Here is an 18,649-nt window from a genome sequence, read left to right as displayed (position 1 = left end):
TGTCAGGCCTTAACGCTTGTCGTCGTCCAGGTCTTCGAACTCGGCGTCAACGATGTCGTCATCTGCGGAGCCGCGGGCCTCATCGGCGGCGGCGGGTTCGTCGTCAGCCTCTTCGGCCTGCGCCTTGTAGATCGCCTCGCCCAGTTTCATCGCCGCTTCGGTGACGTTCTGGATGCCAGCCTTGATCTTGTCGGCGGTGGCCTTGTCGCCTTCGAGGTCGTCCTTCAGCGCGGCAATGGCCAGTTCGATCGCCTCGATGGTGGAGGGGTCGACCTTGTCGCCATGCTCTTCCATCGACTTTTCGGTCGAGTGGATCAGGCTTTCGGCCTGGTTCTTGGCTTCGATCAGCTCGCGACGTTCCTTGTCCGCCTCGGCGTTCTCCTCGGCGTCCTTGACCATCTTTTCGATGTCCTCGTCCGAGAGACCGCCCGAGGCCTGGATGGTGATCTGCTGTTCCTTGCCGGTTGCCTTGTCCTTGGCGCCGACCGAAACGATGCCGTTGGCGTCGATGTCGAAGGTCACTTCGATCTGCGGCATGCCGCGCGGTGCCGGCGGGATGTCCTCGAGGTTGAACTGACCCAGCATCTTGTTGTCGGCCGCCATCTCGCGCTCACCCTGGAACACACGAATGGTCACGGCGTTCTGGTTGTCTTCGGCGGTCGAGAAGACCTGGGACTTCTTGGTCGGGATGGTGGTGTTGCGGTCGATCAGGCGGGTGAAGACACCGCCCAGAGTTTCGATGCCGAGCGACAGCGGAGTCACGTCGAGCAGAACCACGTCTTTCACGTCGCCTTGCAGAACACCGGCCTGGATAGCGGCGCCCATGGCAACAACTTCATCCGGGTTCACGCCCTTGTGGGGCTCCTTGCCGAAGAATTTGGTCACCTCTTCGATGACCTTGGGCATGCGGGTCATACCGCCGACCAGAACCACCTCGTCGATGTCGGATGCCGACAGACCAGCGTCTTTCAGCGCTGCCTGGCAAGGCTTCATCGAGGCTTTGATCAGGTCGCCCACCAGCGATTCCAGCTTGGCGCGGGTCAGTTTCATGACCATGTGCAGCGGCTGACCCGAGGACGGATCCATCGAGATGAACGGCTGGTTGATTTCAGTCTGCGAGCTGGAGGACAGTTCGATCTTCGCCTTCTCAGCGGCCTCTTTCAGGCGCTGCAGAGCCATCTTGTCCTTGGTCAGGTCGACCTGATGCTCTTTCTTGAACTCATCCGCCAGGTAGTTGACGATGCGCATGTCGAAGTCTTCACCACCCAGGAAGGTGTCACCGTTGGTGGATTTCACTTCGAACAGGCCGTCGTCGATTTCCAGGATGGTCACGTCGAAGGTACCACCACCAAGGTCATAAACCGCGATGGTCTGGGTGTCTTCCTTGTCGAGGCCATAGGCCAGTGCGGCTGCGGTCGGCTCGTTGATGATACGCAGTACCTCAAGGCCCGCGATCTTGCCGGCATCCTTGGTCGCCTGACGCTGGGCATCGTTGAAGTACGCGGGCACGGTGATGACGGCCTGGGTCACTTCCTCACCGAGGTAGGACTCCGCGGTCTCTTTCATCTTGCCGAGGATGAAGGCCGAAATCTGGCTTGGGGAGTATTTCTCACCCTTGGCTTCGACCCACGCATCGCCATTGCCGCCGTTGATCACGTTGAACGGCAGGTTTTTCTTGTCTTTTGCAAGGTCGGCGTCGTCGAACCGGCGACCGATCAGACGCTTGACGCCAAAGATGGTGTTGTCCGGGTTGGTGACGGCCTGGCGCTTGGCGGGCTGACCGACCAGCCGCTCTTCGTCGGTGAATGCGACGATGGAGGGCGTGGTGCGTGTACCTTCGGAGTTCTCGATGACGCGCGGCTGCGAGCCGTCCATGATGGCAACGCAGGAGTTGGTGGTCCCGAGGTCGATCCCGATAACTTTGCTCATTTTCGATCCCTTTTCTTTTCAAGGCGATTTCCCGAAGGCCGGACCCGTTTTGGCATCCAGCCCCCGATTTCGGTGCCGAGAGGTCTGCATCTCCCGGCGTCACGGCGTATATAGGGAGCAGAAATAGCCCCTGCAACCGCCAGAACGCGTCGAGAAAGACGATTCAATGCGCTTTTTTGCAAGGGGTATGGTTAAGAACGAGATAACAGCTATGAGCAAGCTGCGCCTGCGCGGATTTGAAATTCACAAAAGCTATCTGCCTCCCGAGGCGCAGCGCGATCTGATCGATGCCATGCGCCCGGTTTTGAAGGCTGCGCCGCTGTTTTCTCCAAAGATTCCGGGCGGCGGACAAATGTCGGTGCGGATGACCTCGGCGGGTGCATTCGGCTGGTATTCGGATGCAGCAGGATATCGATACGCTCCAGAGCATCCGCGCGGCATGGCGTGGCCCGCGATTCCGGCGCCGATTCTTGCGATCTGGCGCGACCTGACCGCGCTTGAGCGGGAGCCCGACTGCTGCCTCGTCAACTATTACGGAGAGGGGGCAAAAATGGGGCTTCACCAGGACAAGGACGAAGCGGATTTCTCCTATCCGGTGGTCTCCATATCGCTGGGGGATGACGGGCTGCTCCGGATTGGCGGGCAGACCCGTGGTGGCAAGACGGACTCGGTGTGGCTCAGTTCAGGGGATGTGGTCGTGATGGGAGGAGAGGCGCGGCTGGCGTATCATGGTGTGGACCGCATCCGCTTCAAGTCCTCGCGCCTTTTGCCAAAGGGCGGGCGGCTGAACCTGACACTGCGGGTTGTGACCTGAGGCGCGAGATCGGTCCGGGCGCCGCATCTTCTGGCCAGTGACCCTCGGTTGCGGTGGCTTTGGTGCTATCAGCGTCGCGCGTTCCAGCTGATCGAGGCACGGCGGCGGGTATAGAAATCACCCATCAGGCCCAGCATGACCAGTACAACGCCCACCCAGAGAGCATATTCCCAACTGCTGTAATGCGGGTTGTAATTGATAAAGACATATCCCCGCGATTGATCGATGCAGTGAAACAGCGGGTTCCAGTCAAACATGGTGAGCATGAAGCTGGGCAGGGTATTGGCCAGAAACATCTTGCCCGAGGCGATCATATTGGCCCGCTGATAGATGGTGCTGATGATTCCGACGATATTCGGGGCCCAGGGTTTCATCACAAGAAACAAAAGACCAACCGCTGCACCGGTGAACCAGGCGATCAGGACCATGCCATAGGCTGCGATTGGCTCTTCGATGTGCACCGGGGTAAAGGCCACGTGATAGGCGAAAAGGATGATCAGCAGAGACAGCGTCTGAACATAGAGCGAGCCGAGGGCCGCAGACAGAATTGCCACCATCGTGTTCATGGGCGCATGCTGCATCATCGGGCTGCTCGGACCTTCGGCGCCGGCCACGGCCCCCACGGTTTTGGCGTGTGTCATGAACAGAAAGATGCCGGACATCACGTAAAGCAGGAAGTCGCCGCGAATGGCTGATCCGCGCAGCCCCATGACCGCGAACATGAAGTAGAATGCAGCGACGAACAGCACCGCCTGCAGGATATTCAGGCCGAGTGCGACAAAGGCATTGTTGTGCTTCGAGCGAACGCTGCGCACCGTGCAGTGAAACACGACCTCGCTGAGGGCGATGATGCCGGAAAAAGGCGATCTTTGCGTTCGAAGCTGAAACATGAGGTCGATGGTTTGCTGCGCCTGGGGGTATTGGGACGTACGTCTGGGATGTTGGTATGGACTTCTTGCCGTTCCATGCAGGAGCGACCATAAGGGGCAACAGGAAAATTTTCAATTAAACCCTGGCGTGGGAGAGTCCGTTTGACCTACGAAGAGCTTGTTCCCGTGATCCGCCGTCTCGCGATAGAGGCTGGCGAGAAGATCATGGAAATCTATAACTCCGATGATTTCGACGTGAAGGTAAAGTCTGACGACAGCCCTGTAACAGCCGCCGACGAAGCCGCAGATGCTTTGATCTCGGCCGGGCTGCGCGCGGCATTCCCGGATGTGATGCTGGTCACCGAAGAGCAAAGCGACTCGCATTCGATGCGCGGCGATACGTTTCTCATCGTGGACCCGCTGGACGGCACCAAGGAATTCATCCATCGGCGTGGCGATTTCACCGTGAACATCGCGCTTGTGGAAAAGGGCGTGCCAACTCGTGGCGTGGTCTATGCCCCTGCAAGAGAGCGCATGTTCTTCACGCTTGCGGACGGCTCCAGCGTTGAGGAAACCGGCGCATTCGATCCCGAACGCATTGGCGAAACCGCGCCGATCCGTGTGGCGGACAGCGACAATAGCGCTCTGATGGTGGTGGCGTCCAAATCCCACCGTGACCAGGCAACGGACGACTATATCAACAAATACAGCGTCAAGGACATGAAGAGCGCGGGATCCTCTCTCAAGTTCTGTCTGGTAGCCACGGGAGAGGCGGACCTCTATCCACGTGTTGGGCGCACGATGGAATGGGATACCGCAGCCGGGCATGCTGTTCTCGCCGGTGCTGGCGGCAAAGTGGTGCGTTTTGACGATCATTCCCCCCTTGTTTATGGCAAGGAAGACTATGCGAACCCGTTCTTCATCGCTTACGCTCCCGGTGTGGAACTGAAAGAAGCCTGATGTCTGTCCTGATCGTCATCCCCGCGCGGTACGCTTCGACTCGCTACCCGGGAAAGCCGCTGGTCGCACTGACCGGCGCCACCGGGAAAAAACGCACGTTGATAGAGCGCTCCTGGCGCGCCGCCTGTGCGGTGTCCGGAGTGGATCGTGTCGTCGTGGCAACGGATGACAACAGGATCCGCACTGTGGCCGAGAGCTTTGGCGCTGAGGTGGTGATGACATCAGAGAGTTGCGCCAACGGGACCGAGCGCTGCGCCGAGGCCCATGCCGCGCTGGGCGGTGGCTACGACATTGTGGTCAACCTGCAAGGAGATGCCCCCCTTACGCCGCATTGGTTTGTCGAAAACCTGGTGGAGGGGTTGCGTGCGGCTCCTGAGATGGGGTTGGCCACACCGGTTCTGCGTTGCGACGGCGCGACGCTGAATAGCCTTCTCGCGGATCGACGAGAGGGGCGCGTTGGAGGGACCACAGCGGTATTTGCCGCAGACCACAGCGCCTTGTACTTCTCTAAAGAAGTGGTTCCTTTTTGTGCGGGTGCCTACAAAAGCGGCGAAAACACGCCAGTTTACCATCATGTTGGCGTCTATGCCTACCGCCCGGAGGCGCTTGCTGACTATCCTGCTTGGAGGACCGGCCCGTTGGAAACGCTGGAAGGGCTTGAGCAGCTTCGTTTCCTTGAGAATGGCCGCAAGGTGCTGTGTGTCGAAGTCGAGGCGCAGGGGCGCGAATTCTGGGAGCTCAACAATCCGGAAGACGTGTCACGGATAGAAGAAATGATGTCCAGAATGGGCGAGGAGTGAGACGGTAGCAGGTCCAATCTGGTTTTGTGCTGCCGGTCACCTTTTTGAGGACATTATGTCATCAAAATCACTTATTTTGGTGATGCAGTGTTCCAGACGTTCGGATGAGCCTGTCACAGGCGCGCTTTGGCTGTGGCGGGATATTGTGAAAATTTCGGGTATTATAGTCCCAAGAAAACACTGAGAGACCATCATGCGTAAGAAAGTGACAAAGGCAATTTTTCCGGTTGCAGGTCTGGGGACACGGTTCTTGCCTGCAACCAAATCCGTGCCCAAGGAAATCATGACGCTGGTGGACCGGCCGCTTGTGCAGTACGCCATTGACGAGGCTCGGGCTGCGGGCATCAAGGAATTCATTTTCGTCACCTCGCGCGGCAAGGGCGCGTTGGAGGACTATTTCGACCACTCCCCGGTGCTGGAGCAGGAGTTGCGCAAGAAGGGCAAGACCGAGCTGCTGGAGGCGCTGAAACAGACCAACATGGATAGTGGTGCGATTGCCTATATCCGCCAGCATCAGGCTTTGGGTCTGGGGCACGCGGTCTGGTGCGCGCGGCGCCTGATTGCCAACGAACCCTTTGCGGTAATCCTACCCGATGATGTGATCGCGGCCGAAAAGCCCTGCCTTCAGCAGATGGTCGAAGCCTACGCGGAAACCGGCGGCAACATGGTCGCCGCGATGGAAGTCGCCCCGGAGAAGGCAGGCGCCTACGGTGTTCTTGACGTGAAAGAGGACATGGGGTCAGTGGTCAAGGCGCGCGGCATGGTGGAGAAACCACCCATGGGCGAGGCGCCGTCCAATCTTGCGGTGATCGGCCGCTATATCCTGGAGCCGTCGGTCCTGCGCAATCTCAACAAGATGAAGCAGGGCGCGGGCGGTGAGATCCAGCTGACGGATGCGATCGCCCAGGACATCGAGCAAGATGTTCCGGTCTATGGCTACCGTTTCCGCGGCCAGCGCTTCGACTGCGGTTCCAAAGCCGGTTTCCTGCAGGCAACGGTCTCCTTCGCACTGGCGCGCGAAGAATTGCGGGATGAGCTGTTGCAGTATATCACTGAAATCGCTCAGGTCGGGAAGGCTGCCGAATAGCGTTACGTCGGCCCGGTTCCCGGCATGGGCAGACCGGCCACGTTGAATTGAGGATGCAGTGACAGAAGCAAAGGTTCTGGTGACCGGCGGCGCCGGGTACATAGGCTCGCACGCCTGCAAGGCCCTGAAGGCCGCGGGATTTACACCTGTCACCTATGACAACCTGGTGACCGGCTGGCAGGAGGCGGTCAAGTTCGGCCCCTTCGAGAAGGGCGATCTGGCGGATCGCGCGCGCCTTGATGCGGTTTTTGCCAGGCATCAGCCTATTGCGGTGATGCATTTTGCCGCTCTCAGCCAGGTCGGTGAGGCGATGAGCCAGCCGGGGCGCTACTGGGCGAACAACACCGGGGGATCCCTGAACCTGATCGAGGCGGCGGTCTCTGCCGGGTGCCTCGATTTCGTCTTCTCCTCCACCTGCGCCACCTATGGCGAACATGACAACGTGGTGCTGGACGAAAACACGCCGCAGCTGCCGCTCAATGCCTATGGCGCCAGCAAACGCGCGGTCGAGGACATGCTCAAGGATTTCGGCGCTGCCCATGGCCTGCGCTCGGTGATCTTCCGCTACTTCAATGTGGCAGGTGCCGACCCAGAGGCCGAGGTGGGGGAATTCCACCGCCCCGAAACTCATCTGGTGCCTCTGGTGCTGGATGCGATTGATGGCAAACGGGACGCGCTGACCATTTTCGGCACCGATTACGACACGCCCGATGGCACCTGTATTCGCGACTATGTGCATGTCTGCGATCTGGTCGACGCCCATATTCTGGGCCTCAAGTGGCTGCAGGACGGCAAGGGCAGCCAGATCTTCAACCTTGGCACCGGAAGTGGTTTTTCCGTGCGGGAGGTGATGGACAAGGCTGAAGAGGTCACAGGTCGAAAGGTCCCTTGTACCGAAGGACCGCGCCGGGCGGGGGACTGCACCAAACTGGTCTCAGGCTCTACGCGCGCGATCACCGATCTGGGTTGGAAACCAGAACGCTCGAACCTGGAGACGATGATCGCCGATGCCTGGAAGTGGTACCAGACCGGCCACTACGAGTCCTGATATGGATGGCCCCCGCGTCGCTGCCGAGATGCCAGGGATCGGCTGGCGCGCGGCCTATCGTCTGCGATGGAAAAGGCGGCGGTTGCTATGGCGATCCTGGCGGTCACGCCATCAGCTGAAGACTCTTCTGGACAAGACCGGCGACATCGCGGCCGCCGACCTTCTGGCCTTTGTGGTGCTGCGCAACGAAATGGCGCGGCTGCCCTACTTCCTGGACTACTACCGGCGCCTTGGCATCGACCATTTCCTGGTGGTCGACAACGGTAGCGATGATGGCAGCACAGAGATGCTGTTGCGGCAGGGTGATGTTTCGTTGTGGTATACGGATGGGGGCTACAGGGCGTCACGGTTCGGGGTCGACTGGCTGACATATCTCCTGATGACATATGGTCACGATCACTGGTGCCTGACAGTTGATGCGGATGAGCTGCTGACCTACGGCGGGATTGAGGCCCATGACCTGAAAGCGCTGACAGTTCTGCTGAACCGTCAGGGCCGCATCGGGTTTGGGGCAATGATGCTGGACCTTTATCCGCGTGGTCCTCTGGATGAGGTCCACTATTCTGCCGGGCAGGACCCCTTGGACGTGCTCCAATGGTTCGACGCGGCGCCCTATCGCGCCGTGCGCCAACGCCCGATGGGAAATCTCTGGCTGCAGGGCGGTGCGCGGGAGCGGGTCTTCTTTTCTGCGGATCCGCGTCGCTCTCCAACCCTGAACAAGATCCCTTTGATCCGCTGGAACCGCCGCTACACCTATGTGAATTCCACCCACAGCGCCTTGCCGCCCATCCTGAATGGTCTCTACGATGGGCCTCATGGGGATCAGCCGTCGGGTGTGTTGTTGCACACGAAATTCCTGCCCGAAATTGTTGAGAAATCGGCAACAGAAAAGCAGCGCCAGCAGCATTTCCACACCCCCACCGATTTTGACACCTACTATGATCGCCTGACCGCTGCGCCGGACCTTTGGAGCGAAAGATCCCTGCAATACGGCGGGCCTGAGCAGCTTGTGGCTCTCGGTCTGATGCGCAAACCGGAGTGGTGAGCTCGCTTCCCTGCGGTGTGAAGGGCCTTGGCAGAACGGCGTAACTGTTTCTAAATTCGTTGTTAATACTCTTGGTGCGTGACATATTGCGGCCAGCCGTAGATATGGGGCGGCGCCGGATCGGGCTTGAAGACGAATAAGGAGTGGACGTGGGTCTTTGGCAGTCTTACCGCATGCGCATCCGGCGCAAGTACAGGCTGGCCCGGGCCCTGCGCAAATCCCGTGAACTGACCTGCGTTCAGGACAATACCAAGGCCATCCGTCCGGATGATATCCTTCTGGTTTCGACCATGCGCAACGAACAGATCCGGCTTCCCTATTTTCTCGAGTATTATCGCGGTCTCGGGATCGATCATTTTCTTTTTTTGGACAACGGATCGAACGACGGAACCGCCGAGTATCTGACCGGAATGCAGGACGTCTCGCTGTGGCGGACCGAGGCGAGCTACCGGCGTGCCGGGTTTGGCATCGACTGGATGAACTACCTCAAGCGCCGCTACGCGCACGGGCACTGGGTGCTTGTGGTGGATCCGGATGAGTTCTTCGTCTACCCCTTCTGTGACACACGCCCGATCCGGGCGCTGACGGATTGGCTCGACAATTCGGCAATCCGAAGCTTCTCGGCGATGTTGATTGATCTTTACCCGAAGGGACAGATCAACGAGGCAGCCTACGAGCCGGGGCAGGACCCTCTTGAGGTTGCGAACTGGTTCGATAGCGGCAATTACTCGATCAGCCTGAACCCCGCCTATGGCAACCTGTGGATCCAGGGTGGGCCGCGGGCACGGGTGTTCTTTGCGGACAGGCCGCAAAAGGCGCCAGCGCTGAACAAGATCCCGCTTGTGAAATGGGATCGCAAATACGCCTATGTCAGTTCGACCCACGCGTTGCTGCCGCGTGGTCTGAACCGTGTGTACGAGACGGGTGGCGGGGAAAAGGCAAGTGGCGCCCTTTTGCATGCGAAGTTCTTGAATACCTTCGGAGCCAAGGCGCAAGAGGAGCTGATCCGCAACCAGCACTACGCACAATCGGCGGAATACAAGGCCTATGCCGAGGCTTCGCAGGAAATCCCCGAGCTGTGGTGCAAGTGGAGCGAGCGATACATCAACTGGCGTCAGCTGGAGATCCTCGGCCTCATGTCCAAGGGGAACTGGGCATGAGCCGTCCGCAAGCCCCGGACCGCGAGGCTGCGAACAGCGGCACGGTCGGCATTGTGATGTTGGTGCACACCGCGCTTGACCGGGCCGAGCAGGTGGCGCGGCACTGGGCGGCAGGCGGCTGCCCTGTGGTGATCCATGTTGACCGCAGTGTACCGTCGGGAGAATTCAGCCGGTTTCGCGAGGCTCTGTCGGACCAGGATCTGATCGCTTTTTCCCGTCGCCATCGCTGCGAATGGGGCACCTGGGGTATCGTGGCAGCCTCGCAATCGGCCTCAGAACAGATGCTGCGGCAGCATCCCGGCGTGCGCCATGTCTATCTGTCGTCCGGCTCTTGCCTGCCCTTGCGGCCGGTGCAGGATCTGGTCGACTATCTGGCGGCCAGACCGGAAACCGATTTCATCGAAAGCGCCACAATCGCCGATGTGCCCTGGATCGTGGGCGGTCTGGACGTGGAGCGCTTTACGCTTCGGTTCCCCTTTTCTTGGAAACGGCACAGATATCTCTTCGACCGCTACGTGGAATTGCAGCGCAAGCTTCGGATCAAGCGGCGTATCCCGACCGGCCTGGCGCCTCATATGGGCAGCCAGTGGTGGTGCCTGACCAGAAAGACACTTTCCGCAATTCTGACCGATCCTGACCGGCCAACCTATGATCACTATTTTTGCAAGGTCTGGATCCCCGACGAAAGCTACTTTCAGACCCTTGCCCGCCTGCACTCACCAAGGATCGAGAGCAGGTCGCTGACGCTGTCCAAGTTCGATTTCGAAGGCAAGCCGCACATATTCTATGATGACCACCTGCAGTTGTTGCGCCGATCGGATTGTTTTGTGGCGCGTAAAATCTGGCCTCGGGCGGACCGGCTGTATGAAGTCTTCCTCGACAACCCGCGGGGGGCCATGACGGGTATGGAGCCGAATCCGGGCAAAATTGATCGGGTGTTCAGCAAGGCGGTCGAGCGCCGAACCCGCGGCCGTGCGGGTCTGTACATGCAAAGCCGGTATCCTCATGACTGGGCCGTGAACGCGGTGACGGCGAACCCCTACTCGGTGTTTCAGGGCTTTGCGGAACTGTTTCAGGACTTTGATATCTGGCTGGCAAGGAACACTGGCGCAAAGGTACATGGCCATCTGTTCGCGCCTGATCGGGTCGAGTTCGCAGGTGATGAGCCGATTGTGAATGGCGCGCTCAGCGCGAATGCAAAGTGGCGCGACTACAATCCCGAGCGGTTCCTGACCAATCTCATCTGGAACACGCGCGGCGAACGCCAGTGCTTCCAGTTCGGTCCGCAGGATCGCCAGAAAATCGTGCCTTTCATTGTGAATGATCCGAATGCACAGGTCTCGGTCATCAGTGGGGCATGGGCGGTGCCGTTGTCGCGTGCCAAGGGCAGTTTCTCGGAGCTGCGGCGGATTGCAGCGCGGTTGCAGCGAACGGAGGCGGCCCAGCTCAAGGTGTTGCGTGAACATGATGCCAAGGCGCGGGTGCGGATCTGGACAATGGCCGAGTTTATCGAGGCGCCCATGGAGCCTTTGCAAAGCATCCTTGAGGAACTGGGCGTGCAGGGGCCGCGTCACCTGAATGAGGTGCCCAAGATGGTTGATCTGGAGGGGTTCGGCCAGTTTCTTCAAAACCTCAAGAACCAGGGCATGCATCCCTATCTGATGGGGGATTTCCCGGTGGCGCCTGAGCCCGCTGCCATGCAAAATTCTCCTCGTAAACCCTATTTGGTGCGATAGACGTGATGATCTCTCCATTCGACTATTTCGTTGTCTTTGCGGAAATGCGCACGGGATCTAATTTTCTTGAAGCCAACCTGAACGCGCTCGATGGCGTGGTCTGTCATGGGGAGGCTTTCAATCCCAAGTTCATCGGCTATCCCAACCGCACCGAGATTTTGGGGGTGACGCAGGACCAGCGTGAGGCAGAGCCGACGGAGCTGATTGAGCGCATCCGGGCTCAACCGGATGTTCTGGGCGGCTTTCGCTACTTCCACGATCACGATCCACGGGTCTTCGACCTCGTGCTCGAGGACCCGCGATGCGCCAAGATTGTTCTGACCCGAAATCCGCTGGATAGCTATATTTCGAAGAAGATCGCGCGAGAGACCGGGCAATGGAAGCTGACGAATGTCAAACGCCGCAAGGAAGCACAGGTTGACTTTGATGCCGTGGAATTCGCCCGGCACCTTTCTGAACTGCAAGAGTTCCAAGTCAGACTGTTGAACCGGCTTCAGGAAGGTGGGCAGACGGCGTTTTATGTGGCCTATGAGGACTTGCAAAGCGTCAAGGTCATGAATGGTCTTGCCAAATGGCTGGGTGTTTCCTCCCGCCTGACGGCGTTGGACGACAGCCTGAAGCGGCAGAACCCTGCGCCGACCCTGTCCAAGGTGTCGAATCCGGACGACGTGGCCCTTGCCATGGCGGAAATGGACCAGTTCAACCTGACCCGTACGCCAAATTTCGAACCGCGTCGCGGCCCTGCCGTGCCAGGCTATGTGGCCGCCGCGAAATCGCCATTGTTGTTTCTTCCGGTGCGCGGCGGACCCGCAGGCGCAGTTGCGGCCTGGCTGGCTGCGCTGGATGATGTGGAGCCGGACGAGCTGATCACCGGGATGAACCAAAAGCAGCTGCGTCAATGGAAGGCGCGCAACAGGGGCTTTCGCAGCTTCACGGTGCTTTGCCATCCAGCCGAACGGATCCACGAGGTGTTCTGTCACCGGATCCTGAATTCCGGTCCCGGCAGTTACGGCGGCATACGTGAAACCCTGCGCAGGCGTTTCAAGGTGCCTCTGCCAAAGGATGTTCTGGACGGGACTTACGCCCGCGACGACCACCGCCTGGCATTCGAAGCCTTTCTGGCCTTCGTAAAATCAAATCTGGCAGGTCAGACATCTGTGCGCGTGGACGCGGAATGGGCCAGCCAGTCACAGGCCGTTTCCGGATTTGCGGAACTCGCGTCGCCTGATTTTGTTCTGAGGGAAGCCGAACTCCAGCAGGACCTGCCCGCGTTGGCGCAGCGGTTCGGGAAAGACAGTGCACCGGTGTTCCGCAAGGCAGAACCGACCGGCCCCTACGGCCTGGAGGATATCTATGACGCGGATCTGGAACAGGTGATCTCCACGATCTACCAGCGCGACTATCTGGTTTTTGGCTTCGGACCCTGGCGGGGGCGGGGCTGAAACTGACCCGCGTGCGCTGTTCAGGCTGCCCAATCAGGCTGCCTGAACAGGCTGGTTCTCTGTCAGAATGGTATAGAGCGTCGCCGGATCATTATTGGCGCGCAGCTTGGTGCAGAAGCTTTGCTCACGCAGCGTGCGCGACACGAGGGCCAGCGCCTTGAGATGTTCGACGCCTGCGTCTTCCGGCGCAAACAGCGCAAAGGCAATATCGACAGGCTGGCGGTCTACCGAAGCAAAATCCATTGGCTTTTCCAGGGTCACGAAGACACCGCAAACCTCGGAAAGCCCGTTCAGGCGGGCGTGGGGCAGGGCAACGCCGTGTCCTACCCCCGTGGGGCCAAGGCTCTCGCGATCCAGGAGAGCCTCGACCGTGGGTTGCGCAGCCAGATGATAGGCAAGTTGCCCGATCTCAGCGATTTCCTGGAACAGCCGTTTTTTGCTGGAGACGCCGCCAATAACGCGGACGGCCTCCGGTTTGAGGATGTTGGAAATCTGCATCTCTGTCATCTGCTCCGCTCGGCCGCCTTATCCGGCGCGCCGCAGGGTTTTCTATCAGGGATCAATCCAGCCGATATTGCCATCGTCCCTACGATAAACCACGTTCAGTCCGTCTTTGCCTTCATTGCGGAACACAAGAACGGGCGCCCCGGCCAGCTCCATCTGCATGACTGCCTCGCCAACGGACAGGGATGGGATCTTGGTTTCCATCTCGGCCACGATGATCGGCTGCAGCGAGTCGGGTTCGTTCTCGGTCTCCGCTTCGTCAGAGGCGAGGATATAGGAGCTGGCGCCCATAAGTTCAACTGGTTCGCTGCGATCCCGGTGATGGTCCTTGAGGCGCCGCTTGTAGCGCCGCAGCTGTTTCTCCATCTTGCTGCAGCAACCCTCAAAAGCGGCATAGATTTCATTGGCATGCGCCTTGGCCTGAGCAGTCAGGCCGGTCGACAGGTGAACTGTCGCCTCGCAGACATATTCATGCGCCGAGCGGGAAAAGACCACGGCGGCATCCGTGGGCCGTTCTGCATATTTCGCCACCGCTGCGCCCAGCTCGTCCTTCACATGAGTTTGCAATGCTTCGCCTATATCGATCTGCTGACCGCTGATTTTGTAACGCATGTGATCTCCTTCACAAAAAAGCCACCCGCAACGCCACCGGGGCCAAGCCCGGTAAAAGATGTTCAGCTGCGGATGAGGGGATTAGGCAAAACGCCCGTAAGCAACCGACCGGACCTTGTCGCCAAGGCCTGATTGCGGACTGCATCGAACTGCACATTTGCCATGAAACAATTCCATGACAACTGCGGGGCAGAGTCAATGCAGAAGCGCTGCAATTGGTGAAGGAATGGCAAACCGGCGGGAAAAAGCCGAATCACCTGTAGCTGCAGCGGTCAGGAGATCCGGAAGTTCTCACCCAGATAAACGCGGCGGACGTTCTCGTTCTCGACCACTTCTGCCGGTGTGCCCGACATCAGAACCTGCCCATCGTGCAGGATATAGGCGCGGTCCACGATTTCGAGGGTTTCGCGTACGTTGTGATCGGTGATCAAAACACCGATGCCGCGTTTTTTGAGGTCGGCAACCAGGTGCCGGATATCGCCGACCGAGATCGGGTCGACCCCGGCAAAGGGTTCGTCGAGCAGAAGGTATTTCGGATTGGCAGCGAGGCAGCGGGCGATCTCGACACGCCGACGTTCCCCCCCGGACAAGGCCAGGGCTGGCGCACGCCGCAAATGCTCGATCGAAAAGTCCGATAGCAGCTCCTCCAGCCGTTCGCGCCGCTTGTGCTCGTGCTTTTCCGCGATATCCAGCACGGCTGAAATATTGTCTTCGACCGAAAGCCCGCGAAAAATGGACATTTCCTGTGGCAAGTAGCCGATCCCAAGGCGCGCCCGGCGATACATTGGCAGCGTGGTCACGTTCTGCCCGTCGATGGTGACGGTGCCCGCCTCAGGGAAGACAAGGCCCGCAATGGCGTAGAAACTCGTGGTTTTGCCCGACCCGTTCGGCCCCAGCAGAGCCACGACTTCACCCCGGTCCAGACGCATGGTGACATCCCGGATCACCACCTTCTTGCGATAACTCTTGCGAAGGCGTTCAATCCGAAGGCCAGAGGATCCTTCGGTGACTTTCAGATCGGGTTTGGCTAACATCAGTTGTCGCCATCCTGGTTCAGGATCGTCTTGACCCGGCCTGCCATATTGGCTGTTCCGGTGGTCAGGTTCACTTCCAGCCGGTTCGAAGTCAGCGTGCTGTCGCCCTGATTGAGCAGGACATTCCCGCTCATCACTATCGTACCTTTGTCTATCGAGTAATCGGCCCGTTCAGCCTCGGCTGCGTCGGGGCCGCTGACCAACAGCACATTGCCCGTTGCCGTCAGCTGATCGATGCCACGTTTGCCGGTCTCATCGGTCTTGTAGATGACCAGAACACGGTCAGCCGACAGACGCATGACACCCTGGATGATCAGAACATTGCCGGTGAACTCGGCCGAGCCATCCGCCTGGTTCACGGCAAGAGAATCTGCTGTGACTTCAACCGGTTGGCTGGGGTCGGCTTTCACTTCGCCGAAGGCGATACTGCCGGTCTGGGCCAATGCGGCAGAGGCCTGAAGCGCCAGGGCGCAGAGCAGGCAAGTCATCAAGGCGGACAATCTTAACACGGTCTATCTTTCTGCTTTGCTGGGATCGTATACCAGCTTGACACTGTTTTTAAATAGCAATTGCACAGGGGCACCTTGTGTTTCAGCGCGCACCAGCATCTGCCCCGCAGTCAAAACCCCCATGGGGCCGGTCGCGCGAACAGGCCCCGGGCTCTCGGCTCGCACAGCGCTGAGAGAGCTTTCCAGTTCATCGGTCTCAACAACCAGCCCGTCGGCAGAGGTCAGTACGACGTTACCGGTGAACTGTGCCATATCCCGGCCAGGGTGAATGCTGCCGCTGTCAGAGGACAAGGTCATCTTTCCGCCTCCTGACATTCTGATTTCCGCCTGCAGGTCACTGGCCATGGCCCCGCCGCCGGAGGAGCTTCCGGGGCGCGCGATGCTGGCTGTCACCATGATCTCATCCCCCTGTGCCGTGGTGCCGGAAAAGAACGGGGCGGTAACCTGCTGGCCGCGCATCCGCTCTTCGATCTCTTTCTGGGCAAAGGGGATGACTGCCTCCGTGTCGATCCCGCGTGAGATGAGGAACAGCATGGACAGCAGCGCAAGCGCCGTCAGGGGTAACAGCACCTTGAGGTAGGCAACCGTGCGCGAGTAGCGGTCCATCTGCTGTGCCCTCCCGGCAGTCTAACCAAGGCCTGCCCGCAGGCAGTCGTGAATATGCAGAAGGCCCAAAGCCTCGGGACCGTTTTCGGGATCCACGACAAAAAGACAGGTGATTTTCCGGGCGTTCATCATGGCGACGGCTTCCTCGGCCAGGGCACCGGGCGCAATGGTCGTGGGAGCCTCGGTCATCACGTCGGCAGCGCTGTGATCCAAAAGCCCTGCCATATGGCGGCGAAGGTCGCCGTCGGTGATGATGCCGACAAGAGCTCCGTTTGCGTCCGTTACACCGACAACGCCAAATCCCTTTTGGCTGATTTCTATCAGCGCGTCGGACATGGGCGTTGCATTCTGCACCAGCGGTAGCGCGCCACCCTCGTGCATCAGATCGCGTACCTTTGACAGGCGCGCGCCCAGTTTGCCGCCGGGGTGAAAGTCGCGGAAGTTTTCCGGGCGGAAGTCGCGGTACTTCATGATGGCAATCGCCAGAGCATCCCCCATCGCAAGGGTCAGCGTCGTTGAGATCGACGGAACGATGCCATATCCGCAGGCCTCGCCCATGGCGGGGATCTGCAGGTGCACGTCGGCTTGCGTCATCAGGGTGCTGCCGGGCCTGCTGGAAAGGCCGATCAACGGAATGTCGAACCGGCGGGTAAACAGCAGAAGATCCGCAAGTTCCGGTGCCTCACCGGAGTTCGAAATTGCCAAGACGACGTCGCCTTTGGAGAGCATGCCCAGATCGCCGTGGCTGGCCTCGGCCGGATGCACGAAATGGGCGGGGGTGCCGGTGCTGGCAAGCGTTGCGGCGATCTTGCGACCGATATGGCCGGATTTGCCGATGCCGCTGACGATCACGCGTCCCTTGGCTTCGAGGATCAGCCGCACTGCATCTGCAAAGCGGGTGTCAAAGCTTTCGGCCAGCGCGTCCAGCGCGCGGGCTTCATCTGTAGCCACCTGGCGGGCGGTGGCGAGGAGCTGTTCTGTCTCGGTCATGAGTGGGCAAAGATATCGGTTTCGGGCCAGCCTTCGAGGTCCAGGCGCGCGCGCATCGGCAGGAAGTCGAAACAGGCCTGGGCCATCTCTGTGCGTCCCTCGCGGGCCAGACGCTTGTCCAGCTCATCGCGCAGGCGGTGCAGGTACAGAACATCCGAGGCGGCGTATTCCAGCTGTGCCTCGGTCAGGGTTTCCGCGCCCCAATCGCTCATCTGTTGCTGCTTGGAGATGTCGACGCCGATCAGCTCCTGGCACAGGTTCCGAAGGCCATGGCGGTCCGTATAGGTGCGCACCATGCGGCTGGCGATCTTGGTGCAATAGACCGGAGCGGCCAGCGCGCCAAAGGCGTTGTACATGGCGGCGATGTCAAAGCGGCCAAAGTGGAAGAGTTTCAGTACGGCGGGATCTTCCAGCATCCGGCACAGGTTCGGCGCCGCGTTCTGGCCATTTTCGATCTGCACGATATGCGCATTTCCATCGCCCCCGGACATCTGAATGACGCAGAGCCGGTCCCGGTGGGGGTTCAGCCCCATGGTTTCACAATCAATGGCCACGATGGGCCCCAGATCCAGCCCGTCCGGCAGATCGTTCTTGTAAAGGTGATTGGCCAATGGAGGTATCCTTTGTCTGGGCGGCCCCGCGCGCGCCGCCATTGTGCCGAGATAAGCGCTAAAGTCGGCGAACTCAACTGTGACGGCTACTGGCGGGGATCGTCTTGTCCCTCCGCACTGGACCCCATGGATGCTAACATGCGGTTTATGCCTGTCAGGCTGCCGGGGAAATGGCGTTGGTTTTAAAGCCGCTGCGCCGACATACGGGCAAAGCTCATGGAGATATGGGCCTGTTGCAGCATGGCGGCGGCCTGCAGATCCCCGATCTCCAGCGCCGAGAGCACGGTGTCGAGCTCCCCGTCGAATATGCGCATTTCCTCGCCCAGATCGATCACCGAATCCGCCACCGAGGTCAGCCAGATCCGCGAGGTCTGATAGTACAGCCGTTCGGCCGTTGCGCGCAGCGGCATGTTGTCGGTCAGCTTTAACGTGGCGAGGAAGAAATCGGTGATCAGCCGGGCAAAGTCGCGTGGAGCGGGGTCCTGAAGCAGGGATTTGGAGCGGGCTGAGAGGGCGCGGAACTCGAAAAGGAGTGCCTTATCCGGGGCAGCAGGCATCACACGTCCCATCATGCCTGCAAGCTCCATCCGCAGCCGGTAGGTCTGTGCCAGCTCGTCGAGATTGACGTCCGTGACAAAGGTGCCGACGCCGTGCACGGACTGCACCAGCCCCTCGTCTTCGAGCCGAGCCAGAACGCGCCGCAGGGGGGTGCGGCTGACGCCGAATTCCTCGGCCAGTTCGACCTCTGACAGGCGGGTGCCGGGGGCATAGTCCAGCAGGCAGATGCGGTCGCGGATTTCGCGGTGCATCAGCTCGAACCGGTCACGGGCGCTGTAGTCGGAGTTGTCGAGGTCCAGCGTGGTGTTGGACGAGGATGCAGTCATGGTCGGCCC

General features: G+C 59.7%; 19 protein-coding genes. 9 read left to right on the top strand and 10 right to left on the bottom strand.

All coding sequences use genetic code 11. From position 1 onward, the window contains the following. Positions 1-9 precede the first annotated feature (9 nt). Positions 10-1,929: a molecular chaperone DnaK gene (dnaK, locus tag AADA15_RS07730; protein ID WP_341640963.1), complete on the bottom strand. Its 1,920-nt coding sequence runs from the start codon at positions 1,927-1,929 to the stop codon at positions 10-12. A gap of 211 nt (positions 1,930-2,140) precedes the next feature. Between dnaK and AADA15_RS07725 the strand changes: the two genes are divergently transcribed. Continuing rightward, positions 2,141-2,743, top strand: a complete 603-nt coding sequence (locus tag AADA15_RS07725) for an alpha-ketoglutarate-dependent dioxygenase AlkB family protein (protein ID WP_341640962.1) — start codon at positions 2,141-2,143, stop codon at positions 2,741-2,743. 68 nt (positions 2,744-2,811) lie between these two features. Here the strand turns inward: AADA15_RS07725 and AADA15_RS07720 are convergent, their stop codons facing one another. Continuing rightward, the gene (locus tag AADA15_RS07720; RefSeq protein ID WP_341640961.1) at positions 2,812-3,633 is read right to left on the bottom strand and encodes an ABC transporter permease; all 822 of its coding nucleotides are present in this window, start codon (positions 3,631-3,633) and stop codon (positions 2,812-2,814) included. Positions 3,634-3,774: 141 nt separating this feature from the next. Here AADA15_RS07720 and cysQ point away from each other — a divergent pair, with 141 nt between their 5' ends. The 8 genes from cysQ to AADA15_RS07680 all read left to right on the top strand — a co-directional run bounded on the left by cysQ (position 3,775) and on the right by AADA15_RS07680 (position 12,890). After that, on the top strand, positions 3,775-4,572 hold the full coding sequence (gene cysQ / locus AADA15_RS07715) for a 3'(2'),5'-bisphosphate nucleotidase CysQ (RefSeq protein ID WP_341640960.1): 798 nt from the start codon (positions 3,775-3,777) through the stop codon (positions 4,570-4,572). After that, positions 4,572-5,372 carry a 3-deoxy-manno-octulosonate cytidylyltransferase gene (locus AADA15_RS07710; RefSeq protein ID WP_341640959.1) on the top strand — a complete coding sequence of 267 codons (801 nt, stop codon included), beginning with the start codon at positions 4,572-4,574 and terminating at the stop codon, positions 5,370-5,372. The genes cysQ and AADA15_RS07710 overlap by 1 nt, the downstream gene beginning before the upstream one ends. 193 nt (positions 5,373-5,565) lie before the next feature. Then, positions 5,566-6,459, top strand: a complete 894-nt coding sequence (gene galU, locus AADA15_RS07705) for a UTP--glucose-1-phosphate uridylyltransferase GalU (RefSeq protein ID WP_341640958.1) — start codon at positions 5,566-5,568, stop codon at positions 6,457-6,459. Between the two features lie 58 nt (positions 6,460-6,517). After that, positions 6,518-7,507 (top strand): UDP-glucose 4-epimerase GalE, encoded by a 990-nt coding sequence (gene galE / locus AADA15_RS07700; RefSeq protein WP_341640957.1) that lies wholly within the window; start codon positions 6,518-6,520, stop codon positions 7,505-7,507. Between the two features lies 1 nt (position 7,508). Next, a complete protein-coding gene (locus AADA15_RS07695) occupies positions 7,509-8,552 on the top strand; it encodes a glycosyltransferase family 2 protein (RefSeq protein ID WP_341640956.1) in 1,044 nt (347 codons plus the stop codon). 173 nt (positions 8,553-8,725) lie between these two features. Beyond that, positions 8,726-9,712, top strand: a complete 987-nt coding sequence (locus tag AADA15_RS07690; protein ID WP_341641022.1) for a glycosyltransferase family 2 protein — start codon at positions 8,726-8,728, stop codon at positions 9,710-9,712. After that, the gene (locus AADA15_RS07685; protein ID WP_341640955.1) at positions 9,709-11,448 is read left to right on the top strand and encodes a DUF5927 domain-containing protein; all 1,740 of its coding nucleotides are present in this window, start codon (positions 9,709-9,711) and stop codon (positions 11,446-11,448) included. Before AADA15_RS07690 ends, AADA15_RS07685 begins: the two co-directional genes overlap by 4 nt. 5 nt (positions 11,449-11,453) lie before the next feature. Then, positions 11,454-12,890, top strand: a complete 1,437-nt coding sequence (locus tag AADA15_RS07680) for a nodulation protein NodH (RefSeq protein ID WP_341640954.1) — start codon at positions 11,454-11,456, stop codon at positions 12,888-12,890. A gap of 33 nt (positions 12,891-12,923) precedes the next feature. Here AADA15_RS07680 and AADA15_RS07675 read toward each other — a convergent pair whose 3' ends face one another. The 8 genes from AADA15_RS07675 to AADA15_RS07640 form a co-directional block, all read right to left on the bottom strand. Then, positions 12,924-13,388 carry a PTS sugar transporter subunit IIA gene (locus tag AADA15_RS07675; protein ID WP_341641021.1) on the bottom strand — a complete coding sequence of 155 codons (465 nt, stop codon included), beginning with the start codon at positions 13,386-13,388 and terminating at the stop codon, positions 12,924-12,926. A 54-nt stretch (positions 13,389-13,442) separates the two neighbouring features. Further along, the gene (gene hpf, locus AADA15_RS07670; RefSeq protein WP_341640953.1) at positions 13,443-14,006 is read right to left on the bottom strand and encodes a ribosome hibernation-promoting factor, HPF/YfiA family; all 564 of its coding nucleotides are present in this window, start codon (positions 14,004-14,006) and stop codon (positions 13,443-13,445) included. A 272-nt stretch (positions 14,007-14,278) separates the two neighbouring features. After that, positions 14,279-15,040 carry an LPS export ABC transporter ATP-binding protein gene (gene lptB / locus AADA15_RS07665; RefSeq protein WP_341640952.1) on the bottom strand — a complete coding sequence of 254 codons (762 nt, stop codon included), beginning with the start codon at positions 15,038-15,040 and terminating at the stop codon, positions 14,279-14,281. Next, positions 15,040-15,528, bottom strand: a complete 489-nt coding sequence (gene lptA, locus AADA15_RS07660) for a lipopolysaccharide transport periplasmic protein LptA (protein ID WP_341640951.1) — start codon at positions 15,526-15,528, stop codon at positions 15,040-15,042. Before lptA ends, lptB begins: the two co-directional genes overlap by 1 nt. 24 nt (positions 15,529-15,552) lie before the next feature. Then, positions 15,553-16,155 (bottom strand): LPS export ABC transporter periplasmic protein LptC, encoded by a 603-nt coding sequence (gene lptC / locus AADA15_RS07655; RefSeq protein ID WP_341640950.1) that lies wholly within the window; start codon positions 16,153-16,155, stop codon positions 15,553-15,555. Positions 16,156-16,176: 21 nt separating this feature from the next. Continuing rightward, complete coding sequence (locus tag AADA15_RS07650) at positions 16,177-17,145, bottom strand: KpsF/GutQ family sugar-phosphate isomerase (protein ID WP_341640949.1); 969 nt, start codon at positions 17,143-17,145, stop codon at positions 16,177-16,179. Beyond that, complete coding sequence (locus AADA15_RS07645; protein WP_341640948.1) at positions 17,142-17,756, bottom strand: ribonuclease D; 615 nt, start codon at positions 17,754-17,756, stop codon at positions 17,142-17,144. The genes AADA15_RS07650 and AADA15_RS07645 overlap by 4 nt, the downstream gene beginning before the upstream one ends. 182 nt (positions 17,757-17,938) lie before the next feature. Beyond that, on the bottom strand, positions 17,939-18,640 hold the full coding sequence (locus AADA15_RS07640) for a GntR family transcriptional regulator (RefSeq protein WP_341640947.1): 702 nt from the start codon (positions 18,638-18,640) through the stop codon (positions 17,939-17,941). Positions 18,641-18,649: the final 9 nt, after the last annotated feature.

This window comes from Phycobacter sedimenti, from assembly GCF_038148855.1.
GTDB lineage: Bacteria > Pseudomonadota > Alphaproteobacteria > Rhodobacterales > Rhodobacteraceae > Phycobacter > Phycobacter sedimenti.
The sequence above is the reverse complement of the archived record's forward strand: the minus strand, read 5'-3'. Positions and strand labels throughout refer to the sequence as shown.

What these genes read in the sequence shown, in the direction of transcription:
- lptC (WP_341640950.1), bottom strand. Translation starts at nt 16,155, where the DNA reads ATGGACCGCTACTCGCGCACGGTTGCCTACCTCAAGGTGCTGTTACCC.
- AADA15_RS07710 (WP_341640959.1), top strand. Translation starts at nt 4,572, where the DNA reads ATGTCTGTCCTGATCGTCATCCCCGCGCGGTACGCTTCGACTCGCTAC.
- lptA (WP_341640951.1), bottom strand. Translation starts at nt 15,528, where the DNA reads ATGACTTGCCTGCTCTGCGCCCTGGCGCTTCAGGCCTCTGCCGCATTG.
- AADA15_RS07680 (WP_341640954.1), top strand. Translation starts at nt 11,454, where the DNA reads ATGATCTCTCCATTCGACTATTTCGTTGTCTTTGCGGAAATGCGCACG.
- galU (WP_341640958.1), top strand. Translation starts at nt 5,566, where the DNA reads ATGCGTAAGAAAGTGACAAAGGCAATTTTTCCGGTTGCAGGTCTGGGG.
- AADA15_RS07690 (WP_341641022.1), top strand. Translation starts at nt 8,726, where the DNA reads ATGCGCATCCGGCGCAAGTACAGGCTGGCCCGGGCCCTGCGCAAATCC.
- lptB (WP_341640952.1), bottom strand. Translation starts at nt 15,040, where the DNA reads ATGTTAGCCAAACCCGATCTGAAAGTCACCGAAGGATCCTCTGGCCTT.
- AADA15_RS07695 (WP_341640956.1), top strand. Translation starts at nt 7,509, where the DNA reads ATGGATGGCCCCCGCGTCGCTGCCGAGATGCCAGGGATCGGCTGGCGC.
- AADA15_RS07650 (WP_341640949.1), bottom strand. Translation starts at nt 17,145, where the DNA reads ATGACCGAGACAGAACAGCTCCTCGCCACCGCCCGCCAGGTGGCTACA.
- hpf (WP_341640953.1), bottom strand. Translation starts at nt 14,006, where the DNA reads ATGCGTTACAAAATCAGCGGTCAGCAGATCGATATAGGCGAAGCATTG.
- AADA15_RS07725 (WP_341640962.1), top strand. Translation starts at nt 2,141, where the DNA reads ATGAGCAAGCTGCGCCTGCGCGGATTTGAAATTCACAAAAGCTATCTG.
- AADA15_RS07675 (WP_341641021.1), bottom strand. Translation starts at nt 13,388, where the DNA reads ATGCAGATTTCCAACATCCTCAAACCGGAGGCCGTCCGCGTTATTGGC.
- AADA15_RS07720 (WP_341640961.1), bottom strand. Translation starts at nt 3,633, where the DNA reads ATGTTTCAGCTTCGAACGCAAAGATCGCCTTTTTCCGGCATCATCGCC.
- AADA15_RS07640 (WP_341640947.1), bottom strand. Translation starts at nt 18,640, where the DNA reads ATGACTGCATCCTCGTCCAACACCACGCTGGACCTCGACAACTCCGAC.
- dnaK (WP_341640963.1), bottom strand. Translation starts at nt 1,929, where the DNA reads ATGAGCAAAGTTATCGGGATCGACCTCGGGACCACCAACTCCTGCGTT.
- AADA15_RS07685 (WP_341640955.1), top strand. Translation starts at nt 9,709, where the DNA reads ATGAGCCGTCCGCAAGCCCCGGACCGCGAGGCTGCGAACAGCGGCACG.